This window comes from Ruegeria sp. BE3, from assembly GCF_056538865.1.
Genome location: NZ_JBQFTW010000011.1, coordinates 28,352 through 48,266, shown reverse-complemented (window position 1 = coordinate 48,266; position 19,915 = coordinate 28,352). Strand labels below are relative to the sequence as shown.

Annotated in this window: 27 protein-coding genes; 15 read left to right on the top strand and 12 right to left on the bottom strand. The window is 61.4% G+C overall.

Going from position 1 to position 19,915, the window contains the following annotated elements:
* Positions 1-10 precede the first annotated feature (10 nt).
* Both cbiB and ACR0AZ_RS18770 read right to left on the bottom strand, forming a co-directional pair.
* The gene (cbiB, locus tag ACR0AZ_RS18775) at positions 11-931 is read right to left on the bottom strand and encodes an adenosylcobinamide-phosphate synthase CbiB (protein ID WP_480668058.1); all 921 of its coding nucleotides are present in this window, start codon (positions 929-931) and stop codon (positions 11-13) included.
* On the bottom strand, positions 928-1,890 hold the full coding sequence (locus ACR0AZ_RS18770) for a threonine-phosphate decarboxylase (protein ID WP_480668057.1): 963 nt from the start codon (positions 1,888-1,890) through the stop codon (positions 928-930). Before ACR0AZ_RS18770 ends, cbiB begins: the two co-directional genes overlap by 4 nt.
* Positions 1,891-2,071: 181 nt before the next feature.
* Between ACR0AZ_RS18770 and ACR0AZ_RS18765 the strand changes: the two genes are divergently transcribed.
* Entirely contained in the window at positions 2,072-2,434 is a 363-nt protein-coding gene (locus tag ACR0AZ_RS18765; protein WP_480470709.1) for a response regulator transcription factor, read from the top strand.
* Here the strand turns inward: ACR0AZ_RS18765 and ACR0AZ_RS18760 are convergent.
* The gene (locus ACR0AZ_RS18760; protein WP_480470708.1) at positions 2,416-3,405 is read right to left on the bottom strand and encodes a glutathione S-transferase family protein; all 990 of its coding nucleotides are present in this window, start codon (positions 3,403-3,405) and stop codon (positions 2,416-2,418) included. The two genes, ACR0AZ_RS18765 and ACR0AZ_RS18760, sit on opposite strands and share 19 nt — an antisense overlap.
* Positions 3,406-3,617: 212 nt before the next feature.
* Between ACR0AZ_RS18760 and ACR0AZ_RS18755 the strand changes: the two genes are divergently transcribed.
* Positions 3,618-3,971, top strand: coding sequence for a hypothetical protein (locus ACR0AZ_RS18755; RefSeq protein ID WP_480470707.1), 354 nt, complete (start codon positions 3,618-3,620; stop codon positions 3,969-3,971).
* A gap of 97 nt (positions 3,972-4,068) precedes the next feature.
* On the opposite strand, the gene ACR0AZ_RS18750 is transcribed toward ACR0AZ_RS18755, so the two are convergent.
* Positions 4,069-4,767: a fumarylacetoacetate hydrolase family protein gene (locus ACR0AZ_RS18750; RefSeq protein ID WP_480668056.1), complete on the bottom strand. Its 699-nt coding sequence runs from the start codon at positions 4,765-4,767 to the stop codon at positions 4,069-4,071.
* 30 nt (positions 4,768-4,797) lie between these two features.
* Positions 4,798-5,970 (bottom strand): MalY/PatB family protein, encoded by a 1,173-nt coding sequence (locus ACR0AZ_RS18745; protein ID WP_480668055.1) that lies wholly within the window; start codon positions 5,968-5,970, stop codon positions 4,798-4,800.
* A 94-nt stretch (positions 5,971-6,064) separates the two neighbouring features.
* Between ACR0AZ_RS18745 and def (ACR0AZ_RS18740) the strand changes: the two genes are divergently transcribed.
* The 5 genes from def (ACR0AZ_RS18740) to ACR0AZ_RS18720 are packed head-to-tail and all read left to right on the top strand — an operon-like array spanning position 6,065 to position 8,472.
* Positions 6,065-6,583, top strand: coding sequence for a peptide deformylase (gene def, locus ACR0AZ_RS18740; protein WP_170392632.1), 519 nt, complete (start codon positions 6,065-6,067; stop codon positions 6,581-6,583).
* A complete protein-coding gene (gene def / locus ACR0AZ_RS18735; protein ID WP_480668054.1) occupies positions 6,580-7,074 on the top strand; it encodes a peptide deformylase in 495 nt (164 codons plus the stop codon). The genes def (ACR0AZ_RS18740) and def (ACR0AZ_RS18735) overlap by 4 nt, the downstream gene beginning before the upstream one ends.
* 2 nt (positions 7,075-7,076) lie before the next feature.
* On the top strand, positions 7,077-7,991 hold the full coding sequence (gene fmt, locus ACR0AZ_RS18730) for a methionyl-tRNA formyltransferase (protein ID WP_480668053.1): 915 nt from the start codon (positions 7,077-7,079) through the stop codon (positions 7,989-7,991).
* Between the two features lie 6 nt (positions 7,992-7,997).
* Entirely contained in the window at positions 7,998-8,234 is a 237-nt protein-coding gene (locus ACR0AZ_RS18725) for a hypothetical protein (protein WP_480534255.1), read from the top strand.
* Between the two features lies 1 nt (position 8,235).
* Complete coding sequence (locus ACR0AZ_RS18720) at positions 8,236-8,472, top strand: GlsB/YeaQ/YmgE family stress response membrane protein (protein WP_480470702.1); 237 nt, start codon at positions 8,236-8,238, stop codon at positions 8,470-8,472.
* Here the strand turns inward: ACR0AZ_RS18720 and ACR0AZ_RS18715 are convergent.
* The 7 genes from ACR0AZ_RS18715 to ACR0AZ_RS18685 all read right to left on the bottom strand — a co-directional run bounded on the left by ACR0AZ_RS18715 (position 8,469) and on the right by ACR0AZ_RS18685 (position 12,934).
* Positions 8,469-9,071: a COG3904 family protein gene (locus ACR0AZ_RS18715; RefSeq protein ID WP_480470701.1), complete on the bottom strand. Its 603-nt coding sequence runs from the start codon at positions 9,069-9,071 to the stop codon at positions 8,469-8,471. The two genes, ACR0AZ_RS18720 and ACR0AZ_RS18715, sit on opposite strands and share 4 nt — an antisense overlap.
* 17 nt (positions 9,072-9,088) lie before the next feature.
* Positions 9,089-9,712, bottom strand: a complete 624-nt coding sequence (locus ACR0AZ_RS18710; RefSeq protein WP_480660228.1) for a trimeric intracellular cation channel family protein — start codon at positions 9,710-9,712, stop codon at positions 9,089-9,091.
* Positions 9,709-10,176, bottom strand: coding sequence for a ribonuclease HI (gene rnhA, locus ACR0AZ_RS18705; RefSeq protein ID WP_480660227.1), 468 nt, complete (start codon positions 10,174-10,176; stop codon positions 9,709-9,711). Before rnhA ends, ACR0AZ_RS18710 begins: the two co-directional genes overlap by 4 nt.
* The gene (locus ACR0AZ_RS18700) at positions 10,169-10,756 is read right to left on the bottom strand and encodes a class I SAM-dependent methyltransferase (RefSeq protein WP_480668052.1); all 588 of its coding nucleotides are present in this window, start codon (positions 10,754-10,756) and stop codon (positions 10,169-10,171) included. Before ACR0AZ_RS18700 ends, rnhA begins: the two co-directional genes overlap by 8 nt.
* Positions 10,753-11,205 carry a DUF3429 domain-containing protein gene (locus ACR0AZ_RS18695; protein WP_480470697.1) on the bottom strand — a complete coding sequence of 151 codons (453 nt, stop codon included), beginning with the start codon at positions 11,203-11,205 and terminating at the stop codon, positions 10,753-10,755. The genes ACR0AZ_RS18700 and ACR0AZ_RS18695 overlap by 4 nt, the downstream gene beginning before the upstream one ends.
* Positions 11,202-12,152, bottom strand: coding sequence for a 4-hydroxy-3-methylbut-2-enyl diphosphate reductase (gene ispH / locus ACR0AZ_RS18690; RefSeq protein ID WP_480668051.1), 951 nt, complete (start codon positions 12,150-12,152; stop codon positions 11,202-11,204). The genes ACR0AZ_RS18695 and ispH overlap by 4 nt, the downstream gene beginning before the upstream one ends.
* Positions 12,153-12,358: 206 nt before the next feature.
* Entirely contained in the window at positions 12,359-12,934 is a 576-nt protein-coding gene (locus ACR0AZ_RS18685; protein ID WP_480470695.1) for a LabA-like NYN domain-containing protein, read from the bottom strand.
* A 126-nt stretch (positions 12,935-13,060) separates the two neighbouring features.
* On the opposite strand from ACR0AZ_RS18685, the gene folK reads away from it, so the two are divergent.
* The 8 genes from folK to ACR0AZ_RS18645 all read left to right on the top strand — a co-directional run bounded on the left by folK (position 13,061) and on the right by ACR0AZ_RS18645 (position 19,914).
* Entirely contained in the window at positions 13,061-13,642 is a 582-nt protein-coding gene (gene folK, locus ACR0AZ_RS18680) for a 2-amino-4-hydroxy-6-hydroxymethyldihydropteridine diphosphokinase (protein WP_480470694.1), read from the top strand.
* A gap of 94 nt (positions 13,643-13,736) precedes the next feature.
* A complete protein-coding gene (gene rpoZ, locus ACR0AZ_RS18675; RefSeq protein ID WP_010437681.1) occupies positions 13,737-14,090 on the top strand; it encodes a DNA-directed RNA polymerase subunit omega in 354 nt (117 codons plus the stop codon).
* Between the two features lie 26 nt (positions 14,091-14,116).
* Positions 14,117-16,249 carry a RelA/SpoT family protein gene (locus ACR0AZ_RS18670; protein WP_480668050.1) on the top strand — a complete coding sequence of 711 codons (2,133 nt, stop codon included), beginning with the start codon at positions 14,117-14,119 and terminating at the stop codon, positions 16,247-16,249.
* A gap of 16 nt (positions 16,250-16,265) precedes the next feature.
* Positions 16,266-16,964, top strand: coding sequence for a DUF2062 domain-containing protein (locus tag ACR0AZ_RS18665; protein ID WP_480470692.1), 699 nt, complete (start codon positions 16,266-16,268; stop codon positions 16,962-16,964).
* The gene (locus ACR0AZ_RS18660; protein WP_480668049.1) at positions 16,957-17,703 is read left to right on the top strand and encodes a pyridoxine 5'-phosphate synthase; all 747 of its coding nucleotides are present in this window, start codon (positions 16,957-16,959) and stop codon (positions 17,701-17,703) included. The genes ACR0AZ_RS18665 and ACR0AZ_RS18660 overlap by 8 nt, the downstream gene beginning before the upstream one ends.
* Positions 17,700-18,320: a LysE family translocator gene (locus ACR0AZ_RS18655; RefSeq protein WP_480668048.1), complete on the top strand. Its 621-nt coding sequence runs from the start codon at positions 17,700-17,702 to the stop codon at positions 18,318-18,320. Before ACR0AZ_RS18660 ends, ACR0AZ_RS18655 begins: the two co-directional genes overlap by 4 nt.
* Entirely contained in the window at positions 18,317-18,940 is a 624-nt protein-coding gene (locus tag ACR0AZ_RS18650) for a LysE family translocator (RefSeq protein WP_480668047.1), read from the top strand. The genes ACR0AZ_RS18655 and ACR0AZ_RS18650 overlap by 4 nt, the downstream gene beginning before the upstream one ends.
* On the top strand, positions 18,937-19,914 hold the full coding sequence (locus ACR0AZ_RS18645; protein WP_480668046.1) for an NADPH:quinone reductase: 978 nt from the start codon (positions 18,937-18,939) through the stop codon (positions 19,912-19,914). Before ACR0AZ_RS18650 ends, ACR0AZ_RS18645 begins: the two co-directional genes overlap by 4 nt.
* The last annotated feature ends 1 nt before the right edge of the window (position 19,915 follow it).

The window sequence follows — 19,915 nt, the reverse complement described above, 5'->3', positions numbered from 1 at the left end:
GCGGCGTCCTTCAAAAGATAAAGTTCAGCCCAACCCACACCGACACGACGCCAAGCGCAAGCCCCCAGACGCGCCACAGCGTGTCACATGCGCGGAAAACCTCCGCCGCGCCGATCTCACGCGGGGCATCGCCGTTGACCCAGGCCAGATCGCGCATCTCGCCGTCATAGCTGCGCGGCCCGGCCAGCGCGACGTTCAGTGCGCGCGCCATCGCGGCCTCGGGCCAGCCCGCGTTGGGCGAGATATGGCGGCGTGCATCCTGCACCATCTCGCCCCACCGCGCCCATTGACCGGACAGCGCCACGATCATCAGGAATGTCAGCCGTGCCGGGATCAGGTTCAGCACATCATCCAGTCGCGCAGCCGCCCAGCCGAAAGCGCGGTATGTCTCACTGCGATAACCGATCATGCTGTCGGCGGTGTTGACGGCCTTGTAGATCAGCAGCCCGGGCAGGCCTGCGACCAGAAACCAAAATGCCGGGGCAATCACCCCATCGCTCAGGTTTTCAGCGGCACTTTCGATGGCAGAGCGGGCAATCTGAGCCTCGGTCATATCCCGTGTGTCACGCGAGACGATCATCCCAACCTGCCTCCGCCCCTCGGCCAGCGAGGCGCGCAGGCCGTCGCCCACAGCGCGCACATGCTCAACCAGAGATTTCTGCGCCAGCAGGATTGCGCAGATCACTATCTCGACGACGGGACCGAGCAGGGCGAGGCCCCGGCCCAGCAGGTAGGCCCCCATCACCAGCAACAGAACAACGGCAACGCCCTTGATCCGCCGGTGCGCGCCATAGTTCAGGCGTTTGTCCAGCCAGCCGATCACGTTACCTATCATCACCGCCGGGTGGCGGATGCGCGACCACAGCCAATCGGGTTCGCCCAATGCGGCGTCCAGGCAGAGCGCGCACACCAATACGAAGGCGGTGCTCACAGCGCCGCCTCCAACCGTGCCCAGCCATCCGCGGGCGGCAGCCCGAGGCGCAGGTAGGTATCGGAGTAGGGGAAGATGCGGCTCCAGATATGCGCGCGGGCCAGCCGATCCTGCCAGGCGGCGTTATCCACATCATAGAGGCGAAACAGGTTGGTTCCTCCGACCAGCCGCGCGCCTTTGGCCATGACAAGCTGGTCCAGCCGCGCCGCTTCGTCAGCCAGACGAACGCGGGTGGCCTCGGCCCACATGGTATCGCGCAACGCCTGCGCGCCGATCCGCAGGGCAGGGCCTGACACCGCCCACGGGCCGGTCAGGTCATTCAGTCGTGCGATCAGGTCCGGCTGGCCAATGGCGAATCCCAGCCGCAGACCGGCCAGGCCCCAGAACTTGCCAAAGCTCTTCAGCACAACCACACCGGGCCGCCCCGCGAGATGGATCAGCGACGCCTCCGGGGCGATATCGCAGAAGCTCTCATCGATAACGGTCAGCGGCGCATCGGCGTCAGCGTCCTGCCAGATACGCCCATCGGGATTGTTGGGGTGGACCATCACGCGCGCGTCGGCCGGCCCACTGTCCTGTACCGTCCAGCCCTGCGCGACAAAGGCCGCCGCGTGTTCGTTGTAGGTTGGCTGGGTAATCTGCACACGACCCGTTTCGGCCAACGCAGGAATGCGCGCAATCACTGCCGAGGCTCCGGGGGCTGGCAAAATCGCCGCCCCGTCCGGCACGCCCCAGAAGGCGCGCGCTGCATCTGTCAGCCGCTCGAACGCACCATGGTCAGGCAGTTCCATCCAGTCCGAGGGCTGCAGACCGGATACCGCGTAGGGGTGCGGGTTGATCCCGGTTGACAGGTCGATCCAGTCGCCCCGCGCGCCACCATAGCGGGCCATGGCCCCGTCCAGCCCGCCGCCATGATCGCGTGCGGCCCGAGGGTTCAATCTGTCATCCTGTTCAGCCATCTGCCCCTGCCGGAATCGCCGTGTTGCGCTGCTTCAAGCGGATTTTTGCCGCTCACACAAGTGAATCCGCCGGATCACAGCCCTGTGCAGGCGTTGTTAACACTTTGTTAAGGAAATCGCGTGATCACGGACCATAGGGGTCGGCACCACTCACCCATATCACGTGCCGAGGTTGTTGCAAATGAAAGTACTGATTGTTGAGAGTAACCCCGACCTTGGTCGGGTTTGGCAACGGCATCTGCAAAGGCAGGGGGCCGAGGTCACTTTGGTCGAAACGCAAGAGGCCGCGATACTCGCGCTCTACGGCACCGACTTTGATATCATCGTGTTGGATCTGGTTCTGGAAACCGGCAGCGCGCTGGCGGTGGCGGACTTTGCCAGCTACCGCCGTCCTGACGCGCGGGTGATCTTTGTCACCAACACCACCTTCTTTTCGGACGGGTCCATCTTTGCCCACAGCGCCAATGCCTGCGCCTATGTCCAAAGCTCGACCCCGCCCGAGGATTTGGCGGCCATGGTGGAACACTACGCCGCCGGGCGCTGATCCCGCCCATGAGGTTCTGAATAATCCAGCACCGGGTTTACCGGAATGATCCGATGCGGATTGATGCTGTCATGGCTGTAGTGATAGTGGCGCACGATGTGGTTCATGTTCACCGTCTCCGCCACGCCGGGCCACTGATAAAGCTCCCGCGTGTAGGCCCAGAGGTTCGGGTAGTCCACCAGCCGCCGCTTGTTGCATTTGAAATGCAGGTGATAAACCGGATCGAACCGGATCAGCGTGGTGAACAGCCGCCAATCGGCCTCGGTCACGCGATCACCCATGAGATAGCGGTTCCGGGACAGACGATCCTCAAGCCAGTCCAGCGTGTCGAACAGCGGGCCGATAGCGGCGTCATATGCCTCTTGCGAGGTGGCGAAACCGCATTTGTAGACACCATTGTTGATGTCGGAATAGATGCGTGCGTTGACCTCTTCGATCTCGTCGCGCATCGCTGTAGGCCAGTAATCATCAGCGTTGCCGGTGATCCCGTCAAAAGCCGAGTTGAACATGCGGATGATTTCCGAGCTTTCGTTCGAAACGATGGTCTTCTCCACCTTATCCCACAGGATCGGCACGGTGACACGGCCAGAATAGTTGGCATCGGCGCGGGTATAGATCTGATGGGCGAAATCATGTCCGAACAGCTTGTCCCCCGTTGCGCCATACGCATCCGTCTCAAAGGTCCAGCCCTTGTCCAGCATGTCAGGATGCACGACCGAGACCGAGATGTGATCGCTCAGCCCCTTCAACTCACGAAAGATCAGCGTGCGATGCGCCCAGGGGCAGGCGTGCGAGACATAGAGGTGATAACGCCCGCTTTCCGCCTCGAACCCGCCGCGCCCCGAGGGGCCGGGCGCGCCATCGGCGGTGATCCAGTTGCGAAACTGTGCGGCTGAGCGTTTGAACGCCCCGCCGGTGGATTTGGTGTCATACCAGGTGTCATGCCATTCGCCGTCAACAAGCAGGCCCATCATCATTCCTCCGCATTGCGATTGGGGCAAAGATAGGCCGTCCCGTGCCGTGTTCCTATTTCACCATGCGCGCATCTGGCCTGCATGCGTGCACAGGCAGAGGCGGGACGACTGCGCAACAGATCGCAAATCCTCGGCCCCAAGTGACGCAGTTCACTGGATTTTTACACAATCTGGTCCAGAATAGAGAGAGTTAAGGGGGGAAGTTTATTATGAGTACCTATGTTTCCAAGGAAATTCGCGCCGAATTGGACGCCGCCCGAATCGCTACGTTGAAGAAATCCAGCCGTTTGCGGGTGGAAGTGGGCGACAATACCTTCAAAATTCTGACATTGTGGAAGGATGGCTTCACGGTCGAGGCCGAAACCACGCCGCGTCTGCGCGGGCTGGTCGATATCTATGACGGGGCCAACCACCTCTACCAATGCTTGATCATCGCGGATGAGGAAGCGGCGGGTGAGATGCGCTATGAATTCAAGCGCAACACCGTGGCCGCCGATAAGGCACCGCTGGATTTCTACCGCGCGCCGGATGCGCCGATCGCATTGCTTGAATCCCGCGACTGAAGCGCAGCTCTTGACCCGTGGCACGAACACCCCGCCGCGCCTTCGGCGGTCCGGAAGCTTTGGTGCCACAGGATTCTCAGGTATCGGGTCGGACGGTTTATTCGGGGGCCGTCAGGGTCAGGTGCACGGGGGCCAGACCATCAATGCCGCCTTCGATTCGGTCTCCGACGACCACGGGCCCGACCCCGGCGGGTGTTCCGGTCAGAATCAGATCGCCGAGACGCAAATGATAGAAACCCGACAGATGGCAGATCAGTTCGTCGATCTTCCAGACCAGCTCTGACAAGGTGGCATCCTGTTTCATCTGCCCATTGACGCTCAGATAGATGCGCTTGTCACCCGATGGGCTCCAGTCATCGGCGCGGGTCAGCGGGGCAAAGACCGCGCCGTTTTCCACATCCTTGCCCAGATCCCAGGGGCGCTGTTTGTTGCGTTCGCGGATCTGCAAGTCGCGGCGCGTCATGTCCAGGGCACACCCATAGCCAAAGATCGCCGCGTGGGCCTGCGCGAATGTGGCCTGGAAGACCGGCTTTCCGATTGCAACGGCCAGTTCCATTTCATGATGATAATTCTCGGTGCCCGCCGGATAAGGCACATGTGCCCCGGTCAAAACCGCGTTGGGCGCTGATTTTGTGAAATAGAATGGAGCTTGCCGATCCACCTCATGCCCCATTTCGGCGGCATGGGCGGCATAATTGCGGCCCACGCAGAAAATTCGCCCTATCGGATAGGTCGCCTGTTCCCCTTGTACCGGGATGTCTGGGATGTCCGGAAGCGTAAAAAGGGGATTGGGCATGATGGGCCTCCGTTCGGTCTCAGACGGGGTTTATTGCAAATCGCCAAAAGCAGCTTTCAACCGCGCGCAGGCTTCTTCCACCCGCGCGCGTTGCGTGGCCAGATTGAAGCGCTCGAAGGTTTCTCCGCCGGTGCCGAAACCGGGACCTGAGGATGTGGCGATCCGCGCGTCTTCGCGCAGCCGCTTTACGAATTCATCGTGATTCATCCCGGTGCCCGAGAAATCGACCCACGCCAGATAGGTCGCCTGCAAGGGCATCGACCACAGGCCGGGTATCTCGGCGATGGTGGTATCGAACAGTTTCCGGTTCGCATCCAGATGCGCGACCTGCGCATCGACCCATTTCGCACCTTCCGGCGAATAAGCGGCGGTGATCATCGCGACGCCCAAGGCGCTTGGGTCGTAATCCAGCGTGGTGATCCGGTGCCGCATCTCGGCCCGTAGCTTGGCAGCCGGGATGATCATGTTGCCCGTACGCTGGCCCGCGATATTGAACGTCTTCGACGCAGCGGTCAGGGTCACGGTCCACGGGCGCGCATCCGGAGCAGCCACATCCATCGGCACGAAGGTATTGCCCGGATAGACCAGATCATGGTGAATCTCGTCCGAGACCAGGATCAGCCCGTTACGCTCGGCAAACGCGGCTACAGCGCGCAGCTCCTCCGGTGTCCAAATTCGGCCCGAGGGGTTCTGCGGCGAGCACCACAACAGCAGTTTTTCCGACCCGTCCAGCCGCGACTGCGCATCGTCCAGATCAAGCGCGTAAGTTTCACCCTCACGCACCAACGGGCATTCGACCACACGGCGGCCGGATTTGTTCACCTTATGCGCAAACTCATGGTAAACGGGCGTGAAGATCACTACGCCATCATCGGGCTTGCTCCAGACATCCAGACACAGGGCAATCGCGTTGCCCAGTCCTTGCGATGTCAGAATCCAATCGGTGTCGATCTCCCAGCCATGGCGGGTCTTCATCCACCACTGGATTGCGTTCAGATAATCCGGGTGCATCCACGAATAGCCAAATGCGCCGTGATCAGCCGCTTTCCGCACCGCCTCGATCACGCAAGGGGCCGTGGCATAGTCGGAATCAGCCGTCCACATGGCCAGCCCATCCTCGGGGGCGACACCGTAAAGCTGCTCCATCTTGTCCCATTTTGAAGAGTTGGTGCCCCGGCGGTCGATCAGGTCGTTGAAAGTCATGTCATCTCCATCTGTCGAGGCGAAAGCTAACCACAAATCCATAAGGTGCAAGGGGGCCGTTGCGGAGGCGGGCGCGATGGCCTAAATCAGCCCCATGAAACGCAATATCCTGATCCATCCCGATCCCCGCCTGAAAAAGGTCTGCGCGCCGGTGGCCGACATCACCGACGACCTGCGCAAACTGGCCGATGACATGCTGGAGACGATGTATGACGCGCCCGGTATCGGCCTTGCTGCGCCTCAAATTGGCGTGCTGGACCGGCTGATCGTGGTGGACTGCGTCAAGGAAGAAGGCGAAGCGCCGCGCCCGCTGGTGATGTTCAACCCCGAGGTCATCGCCTCTTCGGACGAGACCAATGTCTACGAGGAAGGCTGCCTGTCGATCCCTGAGCAATATGCCGAGGTCACGCGCCCCAAGACCGTGGACGTGACGTGGCTGGACCGTGATGGCAATCTGCAGCAGGAAACCTTTGATGATCTCTGGGCGACTTGTGTGCAGCACGAGATCGACCACCTGAACGGCAAGCTGTTCATCGACTATCTCAAACCGCTCAAGCGCCAGATGATCACGCGCAAGATGCAGAAGCTCAAGCGTGAGAAGGCCCGTACATGACGGTACGGACCTGCCTGCCGTGGCCCGACAAACGCCTGCGCACCAAGGCCGAGGACGTCTCTGAGATCACCGACGAGATCCGCGCCATCTGGGATGACATGATCGATACGATGGAGGCGATGCCCGGCGTCGGCCTTGCCGCGCCTCAGATCGGAGTGATGCTGCGGTTGGCCGTCGTGGATGGCTCAACCGAGCGGGGCCGCGCGGTGCGTCTGGCCAACCCGGAAATCCTTCACAGTTCCATCGAGCTGCGCGAACATGAAGAGGCCAGCCCCAACCTGCCCGGCGTCTCGGCCAAGGTGAAACGCCCGCGAGCGGTCACGGTGAAGTTTCTCAACGAGCAGGGCCAGATCGACCGCCGCGATTTCGTCGGCATCGAGGCCACCAGCGTGCAGCATCAGATCGACCATCTGAACGGACGGATGTATTTCGATCGTCTCAGCAAGGTCAAACGCGACATTCTGTTGCGCAAGGCAAAAAAACAGGGGTAGCGATGCGCGTCATCTTCATGGGAACCCCCGATTTCTCGGTCCCGGTGCTGGATGCGCTGGTCGAGGCCGGGCACGAGATCGCCGCTGTCTATTGCCAGCCCCCGCGCCCCGCCGGTCGTGGCAAGAAAGACCGCCCAACCCCGGTGCATGCCCGCGCCGAGGCGCTGGGTCTGGAGGTGCGCCACCCGACCTCGCTGAAATCTTCCGAGGATCAGGCCGCGTTTGCTGCGCTCAACGCCGATATCGCCGTGGTCGTCGCCTATGGCCTGATCCTGCCGCAACCTGTTCTGGATGCGCCGACCCATGGCTGCCTGAACATCCACGCCAGCCTGCTGCCCCGCTGGCGCGGTGCCGCGCCGATCCATCGTGCGATCATGGCGGGCGACGCGCAGACCGGCATTTGCATCATGCAGATGGAGGCCGGGCTGGACACGGGCACCGTTCTGCTGCGCGAGGCCACTGATATCGGACCCGAGGAAACCACCGTGCAACTCCATGACCGCCTGTCGGGCATGGGTGCGGCGCTGATTGTTGAAGCACTGGAAAAGCTGCCTTCCCTGATCCCCGATCCGCAGCCCGAAGAGGGCGTGACCTACGCCGCCAAGATCGACAAATCCGAGGCGCGGATCGACTGGTTCGCCCCCGCCGCCGAAGTTGATAGAAAAATTCGCGGCCTCTCTCCGTTCCCGGGCGCGTGGACCGAAATAGAAGGTGACCGGATCAAGCTCCTCGCTTCGCGGCTGGCCCAAGGACAGGGCACACCGGGCGAGGTGCTGGACGACCAGCTGTGCGTGGCCTGTGGCGAAGGTGCAGTCGAACTGCTGCGCTTGCAACGGGCGGGCAAAGGCGCGCAGGATAGGGAAACGTTTCTGCGGGGCTGGCCCATCCCGGTCGGCACCCGCCTGTCATCGGAGTAAAGCCAGATGTTCATGATCCTGATGGGCACCGTCGTGATCGCCGGGATTGTGGGCTACCTGTCGGAAAAGACCGGCTTCACCCATAACGGCTACCTGCCATCCATCATCATCTGTGTCGGCGGGGCTTTTCTGTTCTATTTCGTCCGCATCATGTTCGGCATCAGCTTTGGCCCGCCCGGACTGGACGCGGTGCTGTCCTCGATCGGCGCGCTGATCATCGTCCCCACCCATTGGAGGAAGTGACATGCCCATCGTCGCCCTGATCATCATCGGAGCCGCCGCAGGCTTTCTCGCCACCCGCCTGATGCGGATCGAAGCCGATATCCCGACCACGATGTTCATCGGCATCATCGGCGCGCTGGTGGGCGGGTTGATCCTGCGCACGCTCATCACAGTGATGGGGTGGCTGTCGGGTTTTGTTGGGGCCGTGCTGGGCGCGCTCCTGGTGATCTGGCTCTGGCAGACCTATCTGCGGCGCTAACGCGCCTCGCAGGTGGCAGTCGACCCCAGACGCGGAGCCTTGCGCGAGGTCATGTCGAACTGGTTTGCCTCGGCAGCGGTCATCCAGTGCATTTCGTCCTCCGAGGCCACATCCAACGTGAACCAGTAGAAACCGGGATCGACGCCGATATCCTTGAAATAGTCCAGATAGCGGTCATGTTCCGGGTGATCCTCGGGCAGATCTGCGGCTACATACCCGCCGCCGCCCCAGCTGTGAACACCCACGCAGGCGCCGGGTTCCAGCACCCGTCGATTGCCCGCCAGAAACAGATCTGTCCCGCCCGAGGCGACCAGCCCGTCCGACGGCACCACCGTATCGAACCCTTCCTCGCGCACGACACGGCTGAAGACCACGTTCGCGTCATCATCGACCGAGCCTTCGATATTCTGCAGCACCAGCGTTTTGATCCCGGGGTTTTCCGCGATCACATCTTCAAATGCGCTGAGCGTTGTGTGGTCGATTGTGCCGCTGGCGACGATCTGCTCCCCCTCGGTTGTGAAGCTGACCGGGTTATACGGGTCCGCGCAGGCTGCAAGTAACGACAATGCGGCGAACAGGTGGAAATATCTGAGAACCATCGCGTGTGTCCTTTACCTCATCGCCGGGGTGGTCGGGCCTTGTAAACCGGCAATTGCCAGCCAAACAACAGTGAACCGGCGCGCAACGCCCAGCAAACCAAAGCGCACAGACCCAGCGCAATCAGGCCCTCCAGCCCAATGCGGGTCGCCAACACTGCGGTCAGGGCCCCGGCAAAAGCGCAGGAGACATAGAGCTGGCCCTGTTTCAGCACCAGCGGCACCTCGTTGCAGACCACGTCGCGCATCAACCCGCCCAGACAGCCGGTGGTGACGCCCATCAGCACGACGATGACACCGGACTGACCCAGCGACAGAGCCGCACCGGTACCGGCGGCCACTGCGATGGACAGGGCGAAACTGTCGAGCCAGACCAGCCAGTTGTACCGGCTTTCCACCAGATGCGCGGTGAAGAACACAAGCACCGCCGCCCCGCAGGCGATCAGGATGTAGTCGGGCTGACCAACCCAGAACACCGGATGCCGATTCAGCAGAAGGTCCCGCATGGTGCCACCGCCAACCGCTGTCAGGCAGGCGATGAAGGCAAACCCGACCAGATCCAGCTGCGCCCGGCTGGCGACCAGCGCTCCGGTCAGCGCAAAGACCAGAACCGAAGCATAGTCCAGCAGGGCAAGCCCGTTCACGCCTGCGCCTTCTTGGGTTTGAAGGGGGCCATGCCCGCGCGGGCCAATTCGTCGGCGCGTTCGTTCTCGGGATGGCCCGCGTGGCCCTTGACCCACTCCCAGGTCACCCGATGGCGCTCTTGCGCCTCATCCAGCCGCTGCCACAGGTCGACATTCTTGACCGGCTTCTTGTTCGAGGTCTTCCAGCCGTTCCGCTTCCATCCGAAAATCCACCCCGTAACACCGTTCTTCACATAGGCGCTGTCGGTGACAATGGTGATCTCCGAGGCGCGCTCCAGCGTCTCCAGAGCGCTGATCGCGGCCAGCAGTTCCATCCGGTTGTTGGTGGTCTCGGCTTCTCCGCCGTTCAGCTCGCGCTCTTTCAGAACGGTCTCACCGTCCATTGCGCGCAGCAGCACGCCCCAGCCGCCGGGGCCGGGATTGCCGGAGCAGGCTCCGTCGGTATAGGCAAACAAATCAGGCATGGGCAAACACCAGAATGAACCCGTCATAAGATCCGGCCAGCCCCTTGCCCACACCCTGCACGGCACGGTCAATGGCAAATCCGGCGGTGGTCAGCGCGTCCTCGATCTGGGCCTCCGTATAATAGGTGTAGTAACGATCCAACTCGTCGCGATGTTCACCCGTGCCCAGTTTCATTCCCAGAAACAACTGGCCGCCGGGTTTCAGCGCACGGTGGATGGCGCTCAGATGACGCGGGAAATCCGCGCGCGGTGCGTGCAGCAGCGAAAAGCTGGCATAAACACCGTCATATTCAGCCACTTCGGCTACATCGTCGAACGTGCCCAGATGCGCGTCCACGCCGTTGCCGCGCGCGTGCTCGACAAAGGCGGGCGTGGCATCCAATGCCCGCACCTTCAGCCCTTGCCGCATCAGGAATGCGCTGTCCGATCCGGGGCCTGATCCCAAATCCAGCACATATCCACCTTCGCCAACGGCATCGGCAAATGCCTGACGCGCCTCAAGCTGCTCGGCGGGCAAGGGCATGCTCAGATAGTCCGACACCCGGTTGGTATAGGCATTGATTGTCCGGTCATCACTCATAGGTAAACTCCCACGGCAAGACAGGCGAGCACGATGGCGGTCAGCAGGATGCGCAGTCGCATCCACCAGACCGGGGTCAGTCGCCAGTAAGAAAACAGTGCGTCCAGCAAAAGCAAGCCCGCAAACCCGTACATCAGGTTGGTGCCCGCACTAACCGGGCCTCCGCCGGTCTTGAGGAAGGCCCAAAGCGCGGGCAGGACCGAGAGCGTGTAGCAGGTCGCCGCCTTGCTGCCCGAGGTCTTGGTGGCGAACCCCCACAGAACGCCGGACATGAAGCTCAGGATCACCGAGCCATAGAATAGCTGAACATACGGCCCCACGAACCGCGACCCCAGCGCCTGTCGGCCCCAATCGTTCAGGTCGCCATTCAGATAGGTCAGCGCCCCCCAGACAAACGGGATCAGCCCGGCCAAACCAAGAAACAGTGGCGCGCGGGGGATACCGCTCATGCTGGCTCCCGCAATACGCGGGGGACCTTGAACTCGACATTCTCGACGGCGGTCTCGACCAGTTCGACGGTGACCTCGTAATGATCGCGGAACGCATCGATCACCTCATTGACCAGCACCTCGGGGGCGGATGCCCCGGCGGTGATGGCAATGCTCGAAATCCCCTCCAGCGCCCGCCAGTCGATCTCGGTCGCGCGCTGCACCAGCTGCGCATACTCGCAGCCCGCGCGCGAGGCGACCTCGACCAGACGGCGCGAGTTTGACGAGTTCGGTGCGCCGACCACCAGTAAAGCATCGGATTTCGGCGCAACCGCCTTCACCGCTTCCTGCCGGTTGGTGGTGGCATAGCAAATGTCTTCCTTATGCGGGCTGACGATGGCCGGGAAGCGCGCCTCAAGCGCAGCGATGATATCTTTGGTGTCGTCGACCGAAAGAGTCGTCTGGGTGACAAAGGCCAGCTTGTTGGGGTCGCGCACATTCACCTGCGCCACATCCTCGACCGTTTCGACCAGCAACACCTCACCCTCGGGCAGTTGCCCCATGGTGCCGACGGTTTCGGGGTGGCCCTTGTGGCCGATCATGATCATTTGCAGCCCGGCATCCGCATGGCGCTGCGCCTCGACATGCACCTTTGAGACCAGCGGGCAGGTGGCGTCGACATAGATCATTTCGCGCTGCTGAGCAGTGGCAGGCACCGACTTCGGCACCCCATGAGCCGAGAAAATCACCGGGCGGTCATCGGGGCACTCATCCAGCTCCTCGACAAACACCGCCCCCTTGGCGCGCAGACCGTCAACGACGAATTTGTTGTGCACGATTTCATGCCGCACATAGACCGGAGCCCCCCATTTCTGCAGGGCCATTTCCACGATCTTGATGGCGCGATCCACACCGGCGCAGAACCCGCGCGGGGCGGCCAGATACAATGTCAGCGGCGGCTTTTTCATTCGGCGTTCTCCTCGACCGAACACCTAGGTCTTTTCATTGCCATGGTCCAGACAGGAGCGCGTCATTTACCTGACATGAATCACTGTTAGCAAAGGGGTGTTTTCAGCACCTATCCCTTTAAAAGTGGTGCGGCCAGGGCTTCTGGCCCTGGCCGCACATAATCCGTCAAACCCCATGGGTGAGTGAGTGGTGGGGTTTGGTGGAGTTACTGACCGCCGGCAGCCGCAATGCTGCGCGGCTCGGTCGGCATTTCACGCGGAGGTCGGCCGATCACGTCGCGCAGGTCCTCCAGCTCGATGAAGTTGTCCGCCTGGCGGCGCAGCTCGTCTGAAATCATCGGCGGTTGGCTGCGAATGGTCGAGACGACCGAAACGCGTACGCCCTGACGTTGCAGGCTGGCAATCAGCGGGCGGAAATCCCCATCGCCCGAGAACAGCACGATATGATCCACGCGCGGTGCCAGTTCCATGGCATCGACCGTCAGTTCGATATCCATATTTCCTTTGACTTTCCGACGCCCCATGCTGTCGGTGTATTCCTTGGCCGGTTTGGTGACCATGGTGAAGCCGTTATAGTGCAGCCAGTCCACCAGGGGCCGGATCGGGGAATACTCGTCGTTTTCCAGTAGCGCTGTGTAGTAGAAAGCTCTAAGCAGTTTGCCTCTGCGCATGAATTCCTGACGCAGCAACTTGTAGTCGATGTCAAAACCCAGTGCCTTTGCGGCTGCATAAAGATTCGAGCCGTCGATGAACAGCGCTAGCCGTTCGTCCTTGTAAAACATAAAAATGGTCCTTCCGGTATAAGCCACCGCACCGTGAGCTCCGTGAGTGTAAATTAATTGGTCAGTGCAATGGTGCGCTTAAAATAGGCCTTTTGGCTTACATCGCAAGTATTCTCTGGTCCGAATGTGGGGTCCGAAGTGGTCAAATCATTGTCAAAAGCAGTCATCGCGCTGGGTGCAAATCTCACTCTGAGTGATAATGAGCCCGAGGTGACACTCAAGCAGTCTTTGCGCGCAATGGTTAACGTAGGGTTAATGATTCGCGCCCAAAGCCGGTTTTTTGCCACCCCCTGCTTTCCGGCGGGGGCAGGGCCGGATTATGTCAACGCTGCGGTTCTGATCGAAACGGACCTCACGCCGCAGGCGGTTCTGGACCTGCTGCACCGTATCGAACATGAGTTTGGCCGCGCCCGCGAACAGCGCTGGGGGATGCGCACGCTGGACCTCGATCTGGTCTGCTGGGGAGATCTGGTGTTGCCCGATCAGGCCGAATATCACCGCTGGCTGACCCTGCCGCCCGAGGATCAGGCCAAATCCGCGCCGGATCAGCTGATCCTGCCGCATCCCCGCCTGCAGGACCGCGCTTTTGTGCTTGTTCCGATGGCGGATGTTGCTCCCGATTGGTGCCATCCCGTGCTGGGCCGGACCGTGACGCAGATGGTTGCCGCCTTGCCGCCCGGGGATGTGGCCGAGGTCAAGCCTCTGTGATCCTCGCATTTGCGGCATTTCCTGCTTGTCAAGGCGGGGATTCGCGCTTAGATAAACCCCTTCCTGCCACGGATTCATTTACGGAGAGCGCCCCATGGCCCGCGTTACGGTCGAAGATTGTGTAGACAAGGTCCCGAACCGGTTCGAACTGGTGATGCTTGCAGCCCACCGGGCGCGCGAGATTTCTGCCGGTGGCCCGATCACCGTTGACCGCGACAACGACAAGAACCCCGTTGTCTCGCTGCGCGAAATCGCCGACGAAACCCAGAGCGCCGATGAACTGCGCGAGCGCCTGATTGAGGCCAACCAGACTCAGATCGAGGTGGATGAGCCGGAAGAAGATCAGATGGCGCTGCTGATGGGTGCGGAATCCGACAAGCCCGCGGATGACGACATGTCCGAAGAAAAGCTCCTGCGCGCTCTGATGGAGGCTCAGGGCCAGGGGTAAATCCCAGCGACAAAGGTGCGGACCGGATGATTTCAGCAGAAGACCTGATTGCGCTGGTCCGCAATTACAATCCCAAGACAAATGCTGAGCGCATCGCTCGGGCCTATGAGTTCGGGATGCAGATGCATGAGGGGCAGTTCCGCCATTCCGGCGAGCCCTATTTCTCGCACCCCGTTGCCGTTGCCGCCATCCTGACCGAACAGCGTCTGGATGATGCGACCATCATCACGGCCCTGCTGCACGACACGATCGAGGACACTAAGGCCAGCTATGGCAAGGTCTCCGAACTGTTCGGCGAAGAGGTCGCCAAGCTGGTCGATGGCGTCACCAAGCTGACCAACCTTCAGCTGTCCAGCCGCGAAACCAAACAGGCCGAGAATTTCCGCAAACTGTTCATGGCGATGTCCAAGGACCTGCGGGTTATTCTGGTCAAGCTCGCCGACCGTCTGCACAACATGCGCACGATCAAGGCGATGCGCCCCGAAAAGCAGGTCCAGAAAGCGCGCGAGACGATGGATATCTACGCGCCGCTCGCAGGCCGCATGGGTATGCAGTGGATGCGAGAGGAGTTGGAAGACCTTGCTTTCCGCGTCCTGAACCCCGAAGGCCGCCAGTCGATCATCCGCCGCTTTATCACTCTGCAACGCGAAACCGGCGACGTGATCCACCGCATCACCGGCGACATGCGCCACGAATTGGAAAAGGCGGGGATCGAGGCCGAGGTCTTTGGCCGCGCCAAGAAACCCTATTCGATCTGGCGCAAGATGCAGGAAAAGGATCAGGGCTTTTCCCGCCTGTCCGACATCTACGGCTTCCGTATCATCACCGGGTCCGAGGAAGACTGCTATCGCACCCTCGGCGCGATCCACCAGCGCTGGCGCGCAGTGCCGGGGCGGTTCAAGGACTATATCAGCCAGCCGAAATCGAACGGCTATCGCTCGATCCACACAACAGTTTCGGGGCGCGACGGCAAACGGGTCGAGGTCCAGATCCGCACCCGTCAGATGCACGATGTGGCCGAAACCGGCGTTGCAGCGCACTGGTCCTATCGCGACGGTGTGCGGTCCGAGAACCCCTTTGCGGTTGACCCGGCAAAGTGGATCGCAAACCTGACCGAGCAATTCGACAGTGAGGATGATCACGAAGACTTCCTCGAAGCCGTCAAGCTTGAGATGTACTCGGACCAGGTCTTCTGCTTCACCCCCAAGGGCGACGTGGTGAAACTGCCGCGCGGGGCAACGCCGATTGACTTCGCCTACGCAATCCACACGCGTATTGGCCATGCCTGCGTCGGCGCCAAGGTCGATACGATCCGCGTGCCGCTGTGGACGCGCCTCAAGAACGGGCAGTCGGTGGATATCATCACCGCCGACGGCCAGATGCCTCAGGTCACATGGCTTGAGATCGCGGTCACCGGCAAGGCCCGCACCGCCATCCGCCGGGCCCTGCGCGAGGTGGACCGCGAACGCTTTATCAAGCTGGGCAAGGAACTCGCCCGCGCCGGGTTCGAAAATCTCGGTCGCAAGGCCACCGACAAGGCGCTGGACACCGCCGCCAAACACCTGCGCCTGAAAGATCGCCATGAATTGCTGGCTCGTCTGGGCAGCGCCGAGCTTACCGCACATGAGGTGGTCGAGGCCGTATACCCCGAGCTTACCAAGGATGACGGAGATGCGATCTCTCCCCGTCGTGCGGTGATCGGGCTTGAACCGGGCCAGAAATTCGACCGCGCGCCTTGTTGCCAGCCGCTGCCGGGTGAGCGGATCGTCGGCATCACCTTTCGCGGTAAGGGCGTTGTAGTACACGCCATCGACTGCGATCGTCTGTCCGAATATGAAAACGAACCTGACCGCTGGGTCGATCTGCACTGGCATTCGGGCACCCACCCGGCGGTCTATGGCGCGACGCTCGATCTGACCATCGGCAACGATGCCGGGGTGCTGGGGCGCATTTGCACATTGATCGGCGAGAAAAAGGCCAATATCTCGAACCTCGAATTCGTCGACCGCAAACCGGATTTTTACCGCCTGATGATCAATGTCGAACTGCGTGACCTTGAACAGCTGCATTCGCTGATGCTGATGCTTGAGGCCGAAAGCGATGTTGCTGCGGTCGAACGGTACCGGGAAAGCGCGAAACCCGCTGTCGCGGCTGGCTGAGAAGGGGTGATCACGAGTGGTTTTCAAGCGCCGAGATCGCCGCTCAGCCGTTCAGATTGCGTCAGAGTTCGTCTATCCGCGCGGTGGATGGACCCGCGCCTTTCACTATGTCAAACACCGGGTCCGCCGCCTGCCTGACAGCCCCGAACGCATCGCGCGCGGCATCGGGGCAGGGGTGTTCGCCTCGTTCACGCCTTTCTACGGCTTGCATTTCCTGGTCGCCGCAGTCCTGGCCCGCCTGCTGAACGGCAATATTCTGGCCGCGCTCAGCGGCACGTTCTTCGGCAATCCCCTGACCTATGTGCCGATTGCGGTCATCAGCCTGCAAACCGGGCATTTCATGCTGGGCACCAAGTTCCGCAAGCATGACACGGACGGGCTGATGGGGAAGTTTGCCGATGCGATGGGCGATCTCAAGGACAATTGCATCGCCATGTTCACGGATCGTGAAGCCGACTGGCACGGGCTCAGCCGGTTCTATGACGATGTGTTCTTTCCCTACATGATCGGCGGCGTCATTCCGGGCATCGTGGCCGGGGTGATCTGCGCCTATCTCAGCCTGCCGCTGATCCGCACCTATCAGCAGCGCCGCCGTGCCAAGATCAAGGCGAAGTTTGAACAAATCAAACGCCTTGCACAGGCAGAGGCTGACGTTCTTCCAACAAAACCACTAGGCTCGACCTCAGGGACAATGAAGGATTCGAAAGATGTCTGACAACCATTTGCGTCTGGGCGTGAATATCGACCACGTGGCCACCATCCGCAACGCCCGTGGCGGGGCATACCCTGATCCGATCCGCGCCGCGAAACTGGCCGAAGAGGCTGGGGCCGACGGTATTACCGCCCACCTGCGCGAAGATCGCCGCCATATCCTGGACGCCGATATCGAAGGGCTGATGGAGGCGCTGACCGTGCCGCTCAACTTCGAGATGGCCGCGACCGACGAGATGCAGAAAATCGCCCTGCGCCACAAACCGCACGCCGTCTGCATCGTCCCCGAAAAACGCGAGGAACGCACCACCGAAGGCGGGCTCGAGGTTGCGCGCGAGGAAAACAAGCTGGCGCATTTCATTGCGCCCCTGCGCGATGTGGGCTGCCGCGTCTCGATCTTTATCGCCGCCGACCAGCGCCAGATCGACGCCGCTCACCGCATCGGGGCCGAGGTGATCGAGCTGCACACCGGCGCCTATTGCGACTTCCACGCCGAGGGCAAACTGTATGATGCCGCGCGCGAACTGGAAGCCCTGCGCGAAATGTCTGCCTATGCCCATTCGCTTGGGTTGGAAGTCCACGCCGGCCATGGTCTGACCTACGACACCGTGCAACCGGTGGCGGCCTTCCCCGAAGTGCGCGAGTTGAACATCGGCCACTTCCTTATCGGCGAAGCCATCTTCCGCGGCCTCACTCCAGCGGTCCACGAAATGCGCCGCCTGATGGACGAGGCGCGGGAATGATCGACCTTACTTCACTGGCGATCACTGCACTTGCTTTTTTCGTCGTCGCAGTCTCACCCGGCCCTGCAAACATTTCCAACGCCGCAGTGGCGATGAGCTTCGGGCGTAAGACCAGCCTTGTTTATGGCCTGGGCCTGTCCTGCGGTCTGGTATTCTGGGGGCTGGTTGCTGCAAGCGGAATGGGCGCGGTTCTACAAAGCTCGCTTTATGTTCTGATGATGCTCAAGGTGCTGGGTGGGTTGTATCTATTGTGGCTTGCATGGCAGTCGGGACGCTCTGCTCTGCAATCTGACGCGGCCAGAGTTTCCATCCCCGCCAAGGGCAAATGGTTCTGGCGCGGGCTTTTCCTCAACCTCTCCAACCCGAAATCGGTTGTCGCATGGATGGCGGCCTTGTCAGTAGGCCTCGGGCCTGAGGACGGGCTGCTCTCGGTCGTCGTCGCGACGCTGATTTGCATGCTTGCAGGTTTTCTCAACAATTTCCTCTATTCGATGTTGTTCTCGATAAGCGGCATGATGGCCGGATATCGCCGCTTCCGTCGTTGGATCGACGGAGTTGTCGCCGGGTTGTTCGCCGTTGCGGGTCTGGGATTGATCAGATCGGCCTTCACGCGATGATCACCACTGGTTTCATAGCAATCTGGATCGCCTGGCTGATGGCTGGAGGGTCACCAGGCCCCGCCACCATGGGCATCGCCGGAACCGCCATGAACGAGGGCCGTACTGCCGGTCTGGCCTTTGCGCTGGGCATCTGCGCGGGCTCTGCTGCGTGGGGCATAGCCGCAGCGTTGGGGCTGTCGGCGATCATGCTGGCCAATGTCTGGGTGTTCGAGGTGATCCGCTATATCGGCGTCGCTTATCTGGGTTGGCTGGCGTTCAAGGCCCTGCGTCGTGCGCTGTCCTCGGATGAGGTCGCGCTTGGCAAGCCGGTTACCGGTTCCTTGCCCACGATCTTTGCCAAAGGCGCAGCCATCCACCTGACCAACCCGAAGGCGATCCTCAGCTGGGGGTCGATCTATGCCATCGTCGCCCCCAACGATGCCAGCCTTGCCATGCTGCTGGGCTATTTCGCCATGCTCTATGCGGGCTCATTGTTGGTCTTCATCGGCTACGCCTTCCTGTTTTCGTCTGCGCGGATGGTCAACGCCTATCACCGCGCCCGCCGCTGGTTCGATTTTGCCTTCGCCGGTTTCTTCGGCGTGGCCAGCTACAAAATTTTCACGGTGAGGTTGTCATGAAGGCAATTACATATCGCGGCTTTGGTCCCGCATCCGACGTTCTCGAACTAACCGACATGCCCACGCCCGACCCCGCTCCGGGCGAGGTGTTGGTGCGCGTCCATGCCAGCGGTATCAACCCCTCTGACGTCAAGCTGCGCGGCGGTGCGCGTCCGGGCGCGGTGATGCAATTCCCGGTGATCACCCCCCACTCGGACGGGGCAGGGGTGATCGAGGCGGTTGGCGAAGGTGTCGATCCGGCCCGCGTGGGTGAGCGTGTGTGGATCTGGAACGGCCAATGGCAACGCGCATTTGGCACCGGGGCCGAATATATCGCGCTCCCCTCCGATCAGGCGGTGCATCTGCCCGACACCACCAGCTTTGCCGAAGGTGCCTGTTTCGGCATCCCCGCCATGACAGCATGGTATGCGCTTTTTGCTGATGGCCCGATCACCGATCAGACCGTGCTTGTCACCGGAGGTGCTGGCACCGTCGGGCGCTACGCCTGCCAGATGGCCGCGCTGGGCGGGGCACGGGTGATCACCACCGTCAGTTCTGACGAAAAAGCCGCCCATTCCGGCGCTTCCGAATGGATCAACTACCGCACCCAAGACGTGACCGAGGCGGTGATGGACCTGACGGATGGTGCCGGCGTCGACCGCATCGTCGAGGTTGATTTCGCCGCCAACCAGACGGCCTCGCTTGCGATGATCCGCCCTTGTGGCACGATCGCCAGCTATGCCTCGGCCTCACAAATGAAGCCCGAGTTGGATTTCTACGGCTTCATGTTCAAGAACATCCGTCTGCATATGCTGATCGTCTATCAGTTGGACGCCATTGCCCGCCGCCGCGGCGAGGCACAATTGGGCGCATGGTTGGAGCAGGGCGCATTAACCCACGCCGTCGTCCTGGGCGGAGGATTGGCGGATGCGGCCAAAGCCCACGCAATGGTCGAGGCCGGGCAAAAGCTCGGCACCGTGGTGCTGGAGGTCTGAT